The sequence below is a fragment of the Capilliphycus salinus ALCB114379 genome, from assembly GCF_047276495.1.
Lineage (GTDB): Bacteria > Cyanobacteriota > Cyanobacteriia > Cyanobacteriales > Microcoleaceae > Capilliphycus > Capilliphycus salinus.
This window is the reverse complement of sequence record NZ_CP178543.1, coordinates 2004390-2020561: the sequence shown is the minus strand read 5'-3', so window position 1 is coordinate 2020561 and position 16172 is coordinate 2004390. Positions and strand designations below refer to the sequence as shown.

The 16172-nt window shown below is 44.6% G+C and carries 10 protein-coding genes; 5 read left to right on the top strand and 5 right to left on the bottom strand.

Annotated elements, in window-relative coordinates; genetic code table 11:
• Nucleotides 1–144 precede the first annotated feature (144 nt).
• From ACL6C3_RS08365 to ACL6C3_RS08355, 3 genes are all read right to left on the bottom strand, one after another.
• The gene (locus tag ACL6C3_RS08365; protein ID WP_413166702.1) at nt 145–2010 is read right to left on the bottom strand and encodes a response regulator; all 1866 of its coding nucleotides are present in this window, start codon (nt 2008–2010) and stop codon (nt 145–147) included.
• Between the two features lie 610 nt (nt 2011–2620).
• The gene (locus ACL6C3_RS08360; protein ID WP_413166701.1) at nt 2621–4534 is read right to left on the bottom strand and encodes a CHASE2 domain-containing protein; all 1914 of its coding nucleotides are present in this window, start codon (nt 4532–4534) and stop codon (nt 2621–2623) included.
• A gap of 236 nt (nt 4535–4770) precedes the next feature.
• Nucleotides 4771–4971: a hypothetical protein gene (locus tag ACL6C3_RS08355; RefSeq protein WP_413166700.1), complete on the bottom strand. Its 201-nt coding sequence runs from the start codon at nt 4969–4971 to the stop codon at nt 4771–4773.
• A 582-nt stretch (nt 4972–5553) separates the two neighbouring features.
• Between ACL6C3_RS08355 and ACL6C3_RS08350 the strand changes: the two genes are divergently transcribed.
• Nucleotides 5554–8106 (top strand): sugar phosphate nucleotidyltransferase, encoded by a 2553-nt coding sequence (locus tag ACL6C3_RS08350; protein WP_413166699.1) that lies wholly within the window; start codon nt 5554–5556, stop codon nt 8104–8106.
• 123 nt (nt 8107–8229) lie between these two features.
• On the top strand, nt 8230–8757 hold the full coding sequence (locus tag ACL6C3_RS08345) for a single-stranded DNA-binding protein (protein WP_413166698.1): 528 nt from the start codon (nt 8230–8232) through the stop codon (nt 8755–8757).
• A 249-nt stretch (nt 8758–9006) separates the two neighbouring features.
• Here ACL6C3_RS08345 and ACL6C3_RS08340 read toward each other — a convergent pair whose 3' ends face one another.
• Both ACL6C3_RS08340 and ACL6C3_RS08335 read right to left on the bottom strand, forming a co-directional pair.
• Nucleotides 9007–10926, bottom strand: coding sequence for an N-acetylmuramoyl-L-alanine amidase (locus tag ACL6C3_RS08340; protein WP_413166697.1), 1920 nt, complete (start codon nt 10924–10926; stop codon nt 9007–9009).
• Nucleotides 10927–10982: 56 nt separating this feature from the next.
• Nucleotides 10983–11147 (bottom strand): hypothetical protein, encoded by a 165-nt coding sequence (locus ACL6C3_RS08335; protein WP_413166696.1) that lies wholly within the window; start codon nt 11145–11147, stop codon nt 10983–10985.
• Between the two features lie 795 nt (nt 11148–11942).
• Between ACL6C3_RS08335 and ACL6C3_RS08330 the strand changes: the two genes are divergently transcribed.
• From ACL6C3_RS08330 to ACL6C3_RS08320, 3 genes are all read left to right on the top strand, one after another.
• Nucleotides 11943–13778, top strand: coding sequence for an NAD(P)H-quinone oxidoreductase subunit F (locus tag ACL6C3_RS08330; RefSeq protein WP_413166695.1), 1836 nt, complete (start codon nt 11943–11945; stop codon nt 13776–13778).
• A 58-nt stretch (nt 13779–13836) separates the two neighbouring features.
• Nucleotides 13837–14535, top strand: a complete 699-nt coding sequence (locus tag ACL6C3_RS08325; RefSeq protein WP_413166694.1) for a carbonic anhydrase — start codon at nt 13837–13839, stop codon at nt 14533–14535.
• Between the two features lie 84 nt (nt 14536–14619).
• Nucleotides 14620–16122 (top strand): NADH-quinone oxidoreductase subunit M, encoded by a 1503-nt coding sequence (locus tag ACL6C3_RS08320; RefSeq protein WP_413166693.1) that lies wholly within the window; start codon nt 14620–14622, stop codon nt 16120–16122.
• The last annotated feature ends 50 nt before the right edge of the window (nt 16123–16172 follow it).

Below are 16172 nucleotides of genomic sequence, written 5' to 3'. Positions count from 1 at the left end.
CAGATTGTTAAGGTACAAAATATCAATGACTGGGTTTTGTGTTACTATTATATGACCTTTTCACAACTGTCATTTGAGTTTTCAACTTTTTTAACAAGGCTTTTCAATTTTTGCAAATAGCATCCACCAACTGCTTTGATCCTGCTACATTTTGAGATGGCGTTCAATGCGGCTGAGTACCCGTGCAACCAGTTCCGGACCGAGTACAGGTTTGGTAATAAAATCATCAGCACCCGCCCGAAAAGCTTGCTGTAACGAGTTTGAATCAGTGTAACCGGTAACGACTAAAATCGGCAAATCTCCCCACTGCGTATCCTGTCGTACAACTTGACACAATTCCAGTCCGCTCACGAATGGCATCTCCAAATCTAATATAATTAAATGGGGCGAAGTTTTGCCTAAAATTTTCCAAAACTGTTGGGGTTCGTTTAAGGTAATCACTTTCACACCCCAGGGCGTTAATATTGTTGATAAATGGGCTAATATTGCCGGGTCATCATCAACAATTAAAACTTTAGTTTCCAGGGGTTCAGTTTTATGTAAAACCCGACTAATGGCTTGAAAAATTTGTTCGGGAGTTGCGGGTTTACGGAGAAATTGTCTCGCACCCAAACGAGAAACCGCCAAACGATCCGCGAGGCTATCTCGTCCGGTAAAGACAATAACAGGAATATCGGGCAATTCTTCCGTAAGTTCTTGTAGTAAGATTAATCCATCTTCTTCTGTTGTTGGAAAGCTTAAATCGAGCAAAATAACATCGGGTTTGAAAACTCCAATTCGCGAGAGAACGCCGCTACAATTCGGAACAATTTTCGGGTTAAAGCCCCAAGATTCCGACTCATTTTTGAGTCTATCCGTTAAAGCTTTATCATCATCAATAACCAAGAGATTAGCATGGGAAATCTTGGCGATTTCAGAAACATTTGTGGGAACGGGAGGTTTTGCCAATTCTTGCTTTAATGCCGCGATCCTTTGAGAAAACAGAGTAATTTCTTCCGGGGGATAAGGAGGATTTTTGCTTAAAAGATGTTCGAGACTTCGGGCAAGGTTTGAAGCTTCGGGATATCCAAAAGAACCCATCGACCCCGCCAATTTATGAGCTTCTGCCCGGGCATTATTCTGTAATTCCGGGTCTAATTTTCCAGCTAAAACTGCCAAGTTTGCCCGTTCTAATACGGCAAAATTTTCGTTAAACTTGCCCCGAAATTGTTCAAAAATATTGTTAATTTTAGATTGTATTTCTTCTGGATGATTATTTTCAGATGAGGAAGTATGACCCGCAGATTTAGGCGGTGGAGGGCAAGGTTTGAGGCGATATCCCATCCCATAAACCGTTTCGATCATGTCTTCAGTTAACCCGCCCGCTTTTAGTTTCTTGCGGATATCTTTCATGTGAGTAACAATAGCGCGATCGGTGGGAGCATTATCAAATCCCCAAAGCCGATCTAAAATAGCATTGCGACTAAAAATCCGTTCGGGATATTGTAAAAACAATTTCAGCAAATTGAATTCGGTGGCGGTCATAGAAATTACGCGATCGTCAATCGTAACGCGACCGGAATAAAAATCTAAATCCAGGTTTTTCCAGCTTAAAATAGTCGAAGGCTGTTGAGTAGAATTATTGCTAAAAACAACCCCGCTACGGCGCAATAAAGTCTGCATTCTCGCCAACAAAACTTGAGGTTGGTAGGGTTTATTAACATAGTCATCCGCCCCCGCATCAAACCCCGCTATCATATCAGCATCGGAATTGTTAGCGGTTAGGAGTAAAATCGGTTTGGGGAAACCTTGCGATCGCAATTGTCGCACGATACTAATTCCGTTTCGCTTGGGAAGATTGACATCGAGTAAAATCAGATCGTACTCAACCGTCGAAGCGAGAGTCAGTCCGAGTTCTCCATCAGTTGCCAACTCGACAGTATAATGATTAGCCTCTAACAGCTTTCTCAAACCCGCACCGAGTAGGTTATCATCCTCTACCACTAAAATTTTGATCGCCGGCTTTTTCATCGGACTCAATCGCCAAACCCGTTACAGTTCAATATATAGCAGAACTCGTGAGGTCTTGTAGGGGCGGGTTCTGTTTAAATCTATCATGTCCTACAGATAACCCATATAAACCCGCCCTGGTGTGTTAGGTGTGGGGTGGGGGCGGGTTTATGTAAGTTATTTCTCAGTAAGATAGATGGACGTAGAACCCGCCCCTACAAAACTCTTGCCTATTGCCTGTTACTAATATAAACCCGCCCTGGTGTGTTAGGTGTGGGGCGGGGGCGGGTTTATGTAAGTTATTTCTCAGTAAGATAGATTGATGTAGAACCCGCCCCTACAAAACTTTTGCCTATTGCCTATTACCTATTGCCTATTACTAATATAAACCCGCCCCGGTATGTTGGATGTTATGTAGGGGCGGGTTCCGAGTCAATTGATCATTTCCCACAGATAACTAATATAAACCCGCCCCGGTATATTGGTAGGTGTGGGGTGGGGGCGGGTTTATGTAATTTATTTGGTGAGTAAGATAGATTGATGTAGAACCCGCCCCTACAAAACTCTTGCCTATAGCAAAATTGCCTGTTGCCTCTTAACTGATAACTGGTAACTGTAAACTGTAAACTGCCTAATACTTACGAATCACCCGATAAACATCAACCATTTGCTGTTTACCTTTTAACGGTAGCAACCCCCAAGATTCCACTTCAAATTTATCCTGAATATATTGTAAAGTTTGATAAGCAATTAAAATCCGACAAACACTAGATTGACGTTCTTTTTGACAACTTTCCAAACGAGAAGCAATATTAACACTATCTCCGAGTAAACCATATTCCAAGCGATCGCGACCGCCCAAACTGCCGGCAACCAGGGGACCCGTAAAAATACCGACCCGCATTTGAATCACCGGTAAACCTCTGGGTTGCCACTCTTGATTTAACCGTTGCAGTTGTTCACCCATCTCCAAGGCGCAACAAACGGCAGAATAAGCATCTCGGGCGATTTGGTTCTCGCTGACACGGGCCATCGGCACACCAAAAGCCGCCATAATGCCATCGCCGGTGAATTTATTGATAATGCCGTGATGGTTGTGAACCGACTGGGTGAGCATGGCAAGATATTCGTTAAGCCACTCTAACAAATTTTCGGGTGGCATTTGTTCAGAAATGGTACTAAAGTTGCGAATATCGGTAAATAATATAGTTGCGGTTAACTTTTGACCGGGTAACTTGCCATCAGCTAACAGGCGATCGCGACTTCTCCACAACGCCTGTGCCACTTCAGGAGAAGCATTTTGACCCAGTAGGCGCATCATAACCTGTTGTTGGCGTTGGGCTTGAAAGGCGCGATAGGAAATTAGGATAGCGCTCGTTAAGATAAAAGCAAAACCAGGACTGACCACCGGAACCCAGTAGGCGTTGAGAAACAGCATCAACGACAAGCCAAATAAAATCCCCAGTAATAGGGGACTCCCCAAGACTAAAATCAACGGATGACGACTCAACCAAGCCAGAGTCGCCCCGATCGCCGCCCAACTGCTGATCCAGACCATTTCTATCCATTGCGGCCAGAATTCAAATAAAGGTCGCTCTCCGGTAGCCGCATCGAGAATTTGGCTGATCATTTGGGCGTGAATGACCACACCGGGAGTTTTGGGAGTGGTTTTCTTTCCGGGACTGTAGGGGGTGAGAAACAGATCTTTTCCACTGGGGGCGGTGGTGCCAATTAACACAATTTTGTCTTTTACCCAGTCCGGTTCAATTGATCCGTTTAAGACATCAGAAACGCTGACGATGCGGGCAACATCTGATTCTGAACGGTAGTTTAATAGAATTTGATAACCTTGGGCGTCAATATTTTGATATCCGCCGGAGTTGCTTTGTAGGGGTAAAAACACCGCCTCTCCCAAACGAATGCGATCGCGATCGTCCGGATCGTTTTTCGGCTGGATACCTTCGGCTTGAAGATAGTTGAGAGCGAGTTTTAGAGAAAAAGAAAATGAGGTGCCTTCGGGGGCGTCGGCAAAGATTAAGTTGCGGCGAACCACGTTATCGGGATCTAATACTAAGTCATTGAACCCAACGCGATCGGGCGGAACCGTTGGAGGCGGGGGAACGCCTTCTGTATCTCCCAATTTTTTGATCGCGATAATTTTGGGAGATTTGAGTTGTTCAACGAGTTGCTGATATCCGGGTTCGTAGCGAATATCACGATAGAGGTCAAGACCAATGACAGAGGGTTCAAGTTCTAATAATTTTTCCAGCAGTTGGGCGATCACTTCATCGGACAGGGGTAAGCGGTTAAAAGAGCGAATATCGTCTTCGCTAATACCAACGATTAAAATTCGCGGATCGGGTGAGAAACTGCCCCGCAACCGCATCATCTGATCGTAAACGAACAGTTCTAAAGATTGGAAGCCTCCGAAATGATTGACCGCCAGTAGAACCGCCGTCAAGATCAATGTTGAAGTCGCGACAATTGAGAACTCCGTCGCGTCGGGCCACTTGCGTTTGAGTCTTCGTAGAAGCTTATTGATCACAGCAACCCCTTAAGTGCAGTGGAAGGGGTGGGAAGATGCCAGACTCCTGGATCGAACTGACTCGAATGGGAGCGATTCAGCTTGAGGCTGACTGTGAACTGGTGGAACTTCTCAGCCCAACTAAGCCCGAATAACTCAGCGATGGAGATGAATTTTCCCAAGTTAGAGGCTAGAATATCAGATGGGACAGCCCAGACGCAAGTTCCCCGCGCTGCAACTGTCATCTATTGATCGAGTTACCGCTTCGATCCTTTCAACGCTTTGGTAAAGTTTTTCCGATAGGAGCGGTTAGCTGTAAATAACACAGGCCACAGCAACGACAGGTAAACACGGTTCTCGAAGCTTTTGACAAAGTTAGTTTGCTCAAATCCATTCCAGAACTTCCAAACTCCACCTGCGTAGAGAGCCAATAAAGCAATTGTAATGAGCGAACCCATGATGATCGTTACTCTCTAGATATTGTTGTCAGTCAAGGTAAAAGTTTGCACCGCAACCCGCTGCAAAAGTTACCTCTATTTTAGCAGTTTTAGTCAAGGGTGAGCGAGATTTTCCCCAACCTTCGAGCCGGACTGGGGTTGGCCGTCGGTGGGTGCAATTGGGGGTGCAATTGTAGACCAACGGCAGGGATCAACGAAGGGAATGATAAAATTAACGCTAGGCAAGAGGTGGATTTATGTGCGCCCGGCCAGAGGGCTTCTCGATGCCAGCACCTTGAAAACGCGGCACAGTGATGCTCATCAATCTTCGCCCAAGTTCCCTCGGTGCGTTGTTCGCTCAAATCACGGTCATCCGTTCACCGCCGCGATCGGCGGCGGTGCGTGGGGTAGACTCGCGAACCGAGTCAGTCTAGAGGTTTTAGCTCTCAACAGGTTCCGGGTTAAGGTCGAACTTCTACCGTGCGCGCAAAAAAAAGAGGGATACTTTCACGAGTCGGGTTCGGCCGGGTGGATCTTACTTCCATTCAACCAGAGTGAGCCAAGCCCAATTCTAACAACACGCAGACAACTTTTGGAGGATCTATGCGAGCAGTGCTGATGGCTGGTGGATCGGGAACACGACTGAGACCGTTAACCTGCGATCTCCCCAAACCGATGGTGCCTATTCTCAACCGCCCCATTGCTGAACATATTATCAATTTACTCAAACGACATCAAATCTATGAAGTGATTGCTACCCTTCATTATCTGCCGGATGTCATGCGAGAATATTTTCACGATGGTACCGACTTTGGGGTGCAGATGACCTATGCGGTGGAAGAAGATCAACCCTTAGGTACCGCAGGTTGTGTGAAAAATATTGCCGAACTTCTCGATGATACTTTTTTGGTGATCAGCGGTGACTGTATTACTGATTTTGATCTCGGCGCCGCGATTGATTTTCATCTACAACACAATTCAAAAGCTACATTGGTCTTAACTCGGGTTCCCAACCCTCTAGAATTTGGTGTGGTAATTACTGATGAAAATTATCGCATTCGCCGATTTCTAGAAAAACCTTCCACCAGTGAAATTTTCTCCGATACCGTCAACACCGGAACTTATATTCTTGAACCGGAAGTTTTGAACTATCTTCCCGCCAATCAAGAGTCCGATTTCTCTAAAGACTTGTTCCCCTTACTTCTGGAAAAAGACATTCCCATGTACGGTTATGTCGCCGATGGCTACTGGTGCGATGTCGGTCATTTGGATGCCTATCGAGAAGCCCAATACGACGCCTTGAGAGGTAAAGTTAAACTCGATGTTGTCTATGAGGAGCGATCGCCGGGTTTGTGGTTGGGCGAAAATACTTACATTGATGATACCGCCATTGTCGAAACTCCGGTTTTAATTGGTCGCAATTGTCGCATCGGACCGAGAGCGGAAATCGCCGCCGGTTCGGTGATTGGCGATAATATTACCATTGGTGCCGATGCCAATATTAAACGCCCCATTATCTGGAATGGCGCGATCGTTGGCGATGATGTGCATCTGCGGGCCTGTGTGATTGCCCGAGGAACAAGGGTAGATCGGCGCGCCCACGTGTTGGAAGGGGCGGTTGTGGGTTCTTTATCGACGGTGGGGGAAGAAGCCCAAATTAGCCCCAGTGTGCGGGTCTGGCCGAGCAAAAAAATTGAATCGGGCGCCACGCTCAATATTAACTTGATTTGGGGCAATACCGCCAAACGGAATTTGTTCGGACAGCGGGGGGTTCAGGGGTTAGCCAATATTGATATTACCCCGGAATTTGCGGTGAAATTGGGCGCCGCTTATGGTTCGACCCTCAAACATGGCGCGACGGTGGCGGTATCTCGCGATCAGCGGGGGATTTCTCGCATGGTGACGCGATCGCTGATTTCGGGTTTAATGTCGGTGGGGGTTAATGTGTTTAATCTTGAAGCGACTGCTATTCCTGTCGCCCGGGCGGTGATTCCGACGCTCAATGTCGCAGGCGGCTTGCACGTTCGTCTTTCTCCCGATCGCGCTGACCAAATTTTAGTCGAAATTCTCGACAATAAGGGGATTAATATCACCAAAGCTAAAGAGAAAAAAATTGAAGGGGCTTATTTTAAAGAAGATTTGCGACGGGCGCAAATTCCCGAAATTGGGAATGTGGTTTATCCGGCAGAAGTGGTGGATAATTACAGCATCAGTTTTGAGAAACATTTGAATGTGGAAGCTTTGCGCCACAGCAACGCTAAAATTGTCATCGATTATGTTTATGCGGTTTCTGGGGCGATTTTACCCCGGTTGTTGGCTAAATTTGGCTGTGATGCGGTGGTACTCAATGCGAGTTTGAGTCAGAGTTCGGTTTCTAACCGAGAACGAGAAAATCTCCTCGATCAACTCAGCCGCGTGGTGGAAGCTTTGCGGGCGCATTTTGGGGTTCAGGTTTATGCCAACGGCGAACAGTTTATTCTGGTTGATGAAACCGGAAGTCCCATTCGCGGAGAACTGCTGACGGCTTTGATGGTGAATATGGTTCTCACCGCCAATCCCAGAAGTGCGGTTGTGGTTCCGGTTCATGCGTCTTCGGCGATCGAACAGATTGCTCGCCGTCACGATGCGAAGGTGATTCGCACCAAAGCCAATCCGACTGCTTTGATGGAAGCTTGTCACACTAACCCGAATGTGGTGATGGGGGGTAGTGGCGAGATGGGTTTTATTTTTCCCCAGTTTCATCCGGGGTTTGATGCGATGTTTGCGATCGCTAAAATGGTGGAAATGTTGACGACTCAAGAGCGATCGTTGGCTCAAATTCGCTCGGATTTACCTTATGTGATTCACCGTCGCTACACGGTTCGCTGTCCCTGGACGGTTAAGGGAACTCTGATGCGCCATTTGGTGGAAACTCACGCCACTGAGAATTTAGAATTGATCGATGGGGTGAAGCTGTTGAATTTCCAAGATGATAACTGGATTTTGGTTTTACCGGATGCGGGTGAACCATTGGTTCATCTCTATGCTAACAGTCACGATCGCGATTGGGTCGATACCACGCTCAGAGAATTTCGCAATCTGGTACAAGATTTTGTCAATCAATCTCAAGGTATTAATCGAGATGATCAAGATTATCATTTGAGTCAGGTAGAATAAAATAGGTGTTGACTCAGAAATCATTCTGAACTTTTGTAGAGGCTTTGTGTGCAATGTCTCTACTGGTAAACCCCGATTGAAATCGGGAAGAACCCCGAACAGACCACTACTGAATCTCAAGCTATGAATAATTGCATTTTAATGGTAGAGATCGTACAAGATCCTCAACTGCGCTACACGGCCGATAATCAGATTCCTATAGCGGAAATGTTGGTGAAGTTTCCCAATTTGCGCGATGATACCTTTGCGGTGTTAAAGGTTGTCGGATGGGGGAGTTTGGCTCAAGAAATTAATGAAAAATACCATCAAGGCGATCATGTGATTGTTGAAGGTCGTTTGGGTATGAATACTATTGATCGACCGGAAGGGTTTAAGGAAAAACGAGCCGAACTCACCGCCCAAAAGATTTATATACTCGATCTGGGGGCGAGCAATTCTTCCTCTAATGATAATGAGGGAATGTCAGAAATGGTTTCGGCTCCGAGTAATGTGGTTCAATTAAGTTCTCGGAACCGCAATTCATCGGCGCCGGCGAATTCTTCGGGTTCCGAACCGATGCAACCCACGCCTTCTCAAATGGAGGAGTCCGAACCCGATTTTGAGCCTCCCAGTGACCCAGAAAACCCCGATTATGATCCGATTCCTTTTTAGGGGTTTTTAGCGGTTGATTAATTCTGTTATGGGGATGGGGCGGGTTTAAACAGTTTACAGTTTACAGTGAATAGTGAACAGTCAGAGTGTGTTTTCAGTTATCAATTAGAGCGTGTTTTCAGCAATCACTTTGTAATCTATAACCTGTAACCTGTTGACTGTTTACTGTTGACTGGTCACTGCATAACTGATCACTGTAAACTGTAATGAACCCACCCCATAACACCCATTAATTAACCGGATATCCTATTAACACCAGTTGACCAGGGTATAACCAATAATACCCGGATTCCCGTCACGATTTAAGTCATTCCAGAATTTGCTATATTCACTGGGATTGAGGGTTTGACATCCGGCGCTGACAGGATTGGTAAGTGTACCTTGATGGAATAGGATTGACTTTCCTGCACTGGCATCGGGTTCATAGGGTTCAAAAATACCGTTATGATTGGTATCTCGTTCAAGCATCACGGGTTGGGTCGGACGCAACACCTTACCCAGTTTTTCGCTATAACCCGTTTCATATTCATAATAACCTGCCGGTAAACGGCCTAAATCGAGTTTTCCATCCCCATTTGCATCCACACCCATAGGGCCGCGGTCGGCCCGGGGATCGGAACAATCTTCATATTGAGAAGAAGGTTCTGTGTTGGAGGTATATTGACGAACGTGTTTACCAGAGTTATCTTTCCAAATCATTACCGTAATATCATCGTAACGACCGTCCCAGTTATTCGCTTTTGTGCTAGTTTCTTTGCGGAAAGAGATCAAATTTCGGTTGTGCAAGCGTCCACCATTGCGAGTAATAATATCACAATAGTAGTCATATTTTTCGCTTTCAGACATTGCTGAGGGTGCGGGTTGATTTTGTTCGCCGATCACTTCTGAGGTTAAAGATTTGAAGACCCAACCGGAACAAGGAGAACTAATCTCCAGCCAAACCCTTCCTTGATTATCCAAAGCCTGATTAATCACGGTCAAGGTTGTATTATTGTCTAACTTAGAGACAACCTGAAAGTTTGTTCCCGGTCCCGAACGAACGTTTAAAGGGCCATTAGGATCGTTAACAACAACTAATTTTACTGATTGTAGGTTTTGAGCAATTTTACTTTCTAAATACTCTTGAACTCCCGCACAAATTTTATCGGCAATTTCCTGATAGCCGCCATTTGTTAACCACAGAGCATCTTCGTTATTATCAATGAAGCAACTTTCAAACAAAATGGTGGGCATTTGACAGCTATGAATACAATTCCAGACGTTTTTTCGCCAAGCTTCAGTAAAAGGTTCGCTCACATATTCGTATCCGCGAGGTGTTAACGGAAGTTGACGGAAATGCCGATCCATAATTTGGATAAACGTCTCAAATTGGGGTTTATTGTTGGCATAAAATAACCACCAACCTTGAGCTTTTCGATTGCAAGCATTATGGTGAAGGCACAGACAAACATCAGCTTGAATATTATTAGCTCGTTGTTGCAATGTGGCAAGGGTCGGTAATTCGTTTTCTTGTCTACAAATTATAACTTGGTAATTGCCGCGATCTTCTAAACGAGTTTTAATTTCAACGGCTTCTTTCCAGTTATAATCTTTTTCACAGATGTTCAAATCGGGGTTAACGGCTCCCGGAGCGCTGCCTCCATGTCCTGGCATAATTGCTATTTTGAACGTCCGTTGAGGATTTGGTGATTGCTGTTTTTGATTGTATTGTTGAAGTAAGTTTTGTGCTTCTGGAAATAGTTTTTTGACTTTATTAACATAGTTCGGATCGGTGGCGTAGCCTTTTTCCCAAATATGCTGTAAGTAGCCTTCAGGATTGTTAAGATATAGTTTCCATCCTGAATAGGGAGAGTTTGGACGATCAATAAACCGCCAGTATCCCATCGCCGCGTGTTCTGCTGTTTTCCATTGGCACCAATAACAACCTTCGGGTTGACTGGGAGTTTTCAACCAAACCCTTTCTGTGATTTTTTCTAAATAGTTATCGTCAATATGCTCTCGCCATTGAAGTCCGCCAGGATTTCCTGCTTCTTGAAAGAGTGTACTGGTTCCTCCTGCTGATTCGAGGATGGCTTGCGCTAACTGAACGACTCGCAGTTTACCACATTCTGGGGGAATTTTGTTGGTTGTGGCGACGGCATAAATATAGTCTGACCAAGAAAATATCATGGTTTTTACCTCTAAATTCGCTTAAAGTGATTGAAAATAAACGAGTTTCAAGACAACTACAAAACAAGCGTGTTGATTCTCTGAGGGGAAGGGATTGTCTGATATTCTTTATATTGATCGTATTCCTTTGATGCGACTTCGAGCCTGGGAATTAATTCTCTTGCCCGTTCAATGTCAAATGTTGAGTTTTTAGAAAGGCATTTTTGAGCAGCAAAAACCATAACACAGCCTCCCTCAATGATGCTGTCAAAATTTCATTGCTGACCCCATCCAATTGACTCAAAATTTGTTACTCTTTCTGAAAAGTTTTGCTCTCAAAAGACTTCAGACTTTGAGCTTAGAAGTACACTAAACTGGATTGGGTATCTGTTATTTACAATGCTGAAAAACTTCAGATTAGTTTCTATCGTCCTGGCAATGCACAACCTGGGAAATGATAGGGACGATTGGATTAGAAATTGCTTTTTCTGCACAATTCTGTTATAACTCCTCAGTATAAATACCGAAACCAGTTTTTTACATTTCTTATTGGTTTTTTTGCGAATTTGAGTTGGAGAGCGATCGCGCTTGTTTGAAGTAAAATAAATTCATCCCTTAGATAGATGCGATCGCAGCCGGACGGGAGAGAACCGCGAATCGCAGACAGAGGAAAACATTGCACCGTCGAGGATTGAGAATCAGTCGATATCAACGCCACCCCTTCAACGGCGATAACTGATAAGTTTTCGTAAACCAAGCCATCATCGATATTTCTCAGTTTTATGTTCACTGGGGGACGAACTATAGATTAAAATCTATGTCAAACTGTGATATCTTTTTGTAAAGTCTATGTCAATTTTCTGACCGGCTTTCTAACCGACTCGGTTAATCCAGTAAAGATCAAGTCTTTCGGGTCCCCACAGGGACAAACCCATAGAACTTTAGAGGTTGATGGACTCAACACTCTTGTTTCGTGTAGCGAATTTGCTCATTTACTCAATAGTTAACGACTTAAACAGGACGTTGAGGAAACATTGATGTCAGAATTTTTTGTAAAAACCATTTGGTTAATCCCCTGTTATCCTTTGTTGGGGGCAATCATATCGATTCCTTGGTCGCCGGGAATCATCCGCAGAACCGGGCCAAGACCGTCGGGTTATCTGAATATATTGATGACCTTGATTGCGTTTCTGCACGGCTTATTTGCCCTAAACGCCGTTTGGGGTGAACCCGCCCAAAAACTAATTATTCCTTACTTACAAGTTGCCGAGTTGGATTTTTCCATTCCCTTAGATATTTCTGTTGTCACCTTGGCGGCGACATTAGTCATTACGGGGTTAAACTTACTCGCCCAAATTTACGCCGTTGGTTACATGGAAATGGATTGGGGATGGGCGAGATTTTATTGTCTTCTCGGCTTGTTTGAAGCGGGACTCTCGGCTTTGGTGCTGTGCGATTCCCTATTCTACAGCTACATTATCCTCGAAATTCTGACGCTTGGAACCTATTTGTTAGTCGGTTTTTGGTTTAACCAGTCGTTGGTTGTCACAGGCGCCAGAGATGCGTTTCTCACCAAACGGGTGGGGGATTTATTCTTATTAATGGGGGTTGTGGCGCTGTATCCTTTGGCGGGAACCTGGAACTTTCCAGAATTGGCCCAATGGGCGGACTCGGCTAATATTGACCCCAAAGTTGCCACATTATTGGGTTTAACCTTGTTAGCCGGACCGATGGGTAAATGCGCTCAATTTCCTTTGCATTTGTGGTTAGATGAAGCGATGGAAGGCCCCATTCCCAGTACCATTTTACGGAATGCGGTGGTGGTGGCGTCGGGGGCTTGGATATTGGTGAAGTTGCAACCGGTTTTAGCCCTCTCCCCAACGGTGATGTCAACGGCGATATTTGTCGGGTTAGCAACCGCTTTGGGTGCGAGTTTAATTGCCATCGCTCAAATTGACATTAAACGGGGGATTTCTTACTCGGTGAGTTCCTACATGGGAATCGCATTTGTGGCGGTGGGAAGCGGACACCCGGAAACGGCTTTACTGTTGTTATTGACCTACTCGTTATCGATGGCGTTGTTGGTGATGAGTACGGGGGGAATTATCCTCAATAATATTACCCAAGATTTAACCCAATATGGCGGTTTGTGGTCGCGCCGTCCGATTTCGGGATTGTGTTTTATTGTCGGGGTTTTTGCTTTAATTGCGATGCCACCTTTGGGGGGGTTTTGGACGCTACAGCAATTAATTGAAAATCTCTGGACTACACAGCCGGCTGTGGCTTGGACGGTGTTAATTGTTAATGGTTTGACGGCGTTTAGTTTAACGCGAGAATTTGGTTTGATTTTTACCGGAAAACCCAAACAAATGACGGTGAGATCTCCCGAAGGTCTTTGGGCTTTAGTTTTGCCGATGACGTTTTTGGCGGGATTGTGTTTGCACGTTCCTTTGTTGTTAGCAACTTGGGATTTATTACCCGGATTTGACACGATTAATAAAACCGTTGTGGGTGTGTTGCTGTTGTCAACTTTGGCGGGTTTTGGACTGGGTTGTTTGATTTATATCAATGACAATTGGCAAAAACCTGTTAAACTGAGCGTGCCGGCTATTCAAGACTTTTTTGCTTACGATTTTTACACCGCAAAACTCTATCGTTTGACGATTATTGCGGTTGTGGGTTCGGTTTCTAAGGTGATGTCTTGGGTTGACCGTTATTTAGTAGATGGTTTTGTCAATTTGGTCGGTTTTGCGACGATTTTTGGCGGTCAGAGTTTGCGCTATAACGTTACGGGACAAACTCAATTTTATGCTCTAACAATTGTTGTGGGAGTTACGGTGATCTTAGGAATCCTCGCCTTTAATCTTTTTTAGAGAGGAGAAAATTTGGGTTGCATCATCGGGAATCCAAAAAATTTGAGCAGTCAAACAAATGAAAACAACCGATCAATTTCAGGACTTTTCTCGCCGTCAATTATTAAAGTTTGGTGCGGTTGCATTGGGAACAGCAAGTTTAATAGCAGGAGTGGGTTGTGATTCAGAACAACCGAAATCTGCTGTTACAAATAAAAACATGACTCCTGATGAAGCGTTGCAAAACTTGATGGATGGGAATCAGCGTTTTGTGACGAACAAACGTAAAAATCCGAATCAAAGTACAGTTCGACTCACAGAAGTTGCTCAAGGTCAAAATCCCTTTGCTGCGGTTCTCAGTTGTGCAGATTCACGAGTACCGGTTGAGATTATTTTTGATCAGGGATTGGGAGATATTTTTGTCGTTCGAGATGCTGGAAACATTGCAACTCCTGAAGAAATTGGTAGCTTAGAATTTGGGACTTTAGTTTTAGGAGCAAAAGTTTTAATGGTCATCGGACATCAAAATTGCGGTGCTGTTCAAGCGACCATTGATGGCAACGCTGTTCCGGGTAAGATTGGCAGCATTATCGATGCAATTAAACCCGCAATTCAAGCAAATCAAACCATAGAAACAGCAGTAAAAGCGAATGTCAAACTACAAATTGAAAACTTGAAAAGTTCTCCCGTTCTCACACAATTAGTTCAAGAAGGAAATCTGAAAATAGTTGGCGGATACTATAATCTAGAGACGGGCCAAATCGAGTTAGTTGCCTAATCAATTGTTCTGGGTCAGCTGAAATTCGCGTGACCAAAACTCATCTTTTTATAAACCAGATACACAGTCTGTGATCAATGACCTATGCTCAATTTATTCATTTTAATTCCGGTGGTCGGAGCGCTGATTGTGGGGATACTTCCCGCCAATTTAATCAGCCGTCAAATTCGTTCTGTTGCTTTAATTATTGCGCTCGTCATTGCGGGATTTACCCTAAAATTAGCCGCAGATTTTGACTTGAGCGACCCCAATTTTCAGTTTTCTGAATATCTTCCTTGGATTCCCCAATTGGGTTTATCCTACAGTTTAGCAATTGATGGGTTATCGTTACCCTTGATGGGGTTGAATGCCGTTTTAACGATTATTGCGATCGCCAGCACCCGCCCGGAACTTCAACGCCCCCGCCTTTATTATTCGATGATTTTGTTGGTTAATGCGGGAATTGCGGGCGCATTTTTGGCACAGAATTTATTGCTGTTCGTTCTGTTTTACGAGTTAGAACTGATTCCCCTTTATCTATTAATTGCCATTTGGGGAAGCGAAAAACGGGGTTATGCAGCCACCAAATTCTTGATTTATACGGCGTTATCGGGAATCCTAATTTTAGCGGGATTCTTGGGCATGACCTGGTTGGGTGGTTCGACAAATTTTGACTACAATGCCATCAATACTCAAATCTTATCTCAGACCACCCAACTGATTCTGTTAAGTGTTTTACTAATCGGATTTGGCATTAAAATTCCGTTGGTACCGCTACACACTTGGCTCCCCGACGCCTACGTTGAGTCTTCTTCTCCTGTAACAATTTTGTTGGGGGGAATTCTGGCAAAATTGGGAACTTACGGTTTAATTCGATTTGGCTTGCAACTGTTCCCCGAAACTTGGGAATTAATCGCCCCCGGATTGTCAATTATTGGGGTTTTTAGCGTCATGTACGGGGCGTTAACGGCGATCGCCCAACAGGATATTAAACGTATGGTTGCCTATAGCTCAATTGGTCACATGGGCTATATCATAGTAGCAGCAGCAGCAGGAACCACCATTAGTTTAATTGGGGCGATTTCTCAAATGGTGGCTCACGGTTTAATTCTGGCGATTCTGTTTCATTTGGTTGGTGTGGTGGAAGCCAAAGTTGGGACTCGTGACTTACAAGTTCTCAACGGTTTGATGAATCCCATTCGCGGTTTACCGGTTGTTAGTGCATTGTTAATTATGTCGGGAATGGCGAGCGCCGGAATTCCGGGGTTAGTCGGTTTTGTAGCCGAATTTCTGGTTTTCCAAGGCACATTTTCCGTTTTCCCCATCCAAAGTTTACTCTGCATTATTGCTTCCGGTTTAACGGCTGTTTACTTCGTAATTCTGCTCAACCGAACTTGTTTTGGTAAGCTGAATAATGACTTAGCTTATTATCCCAAAGTCAAATTTTCTGAACAGGCTCCGGCTTTGGTTTTAGCGGTTTTAATTTTCTTCTTTGGCGTGCAACCGAGTTGGTTATTACGTTGGAGCGAACCGACAGCACAAGCAATGGAAATTGCTTTAAAAAATCAGACTCCGACTCAAGTTTCAATGCACCTAAAACAACCCTAATTTTTTCACAGTGCGTCAAATTGAGTGATGTTTTCTCACTTTTTAACTCT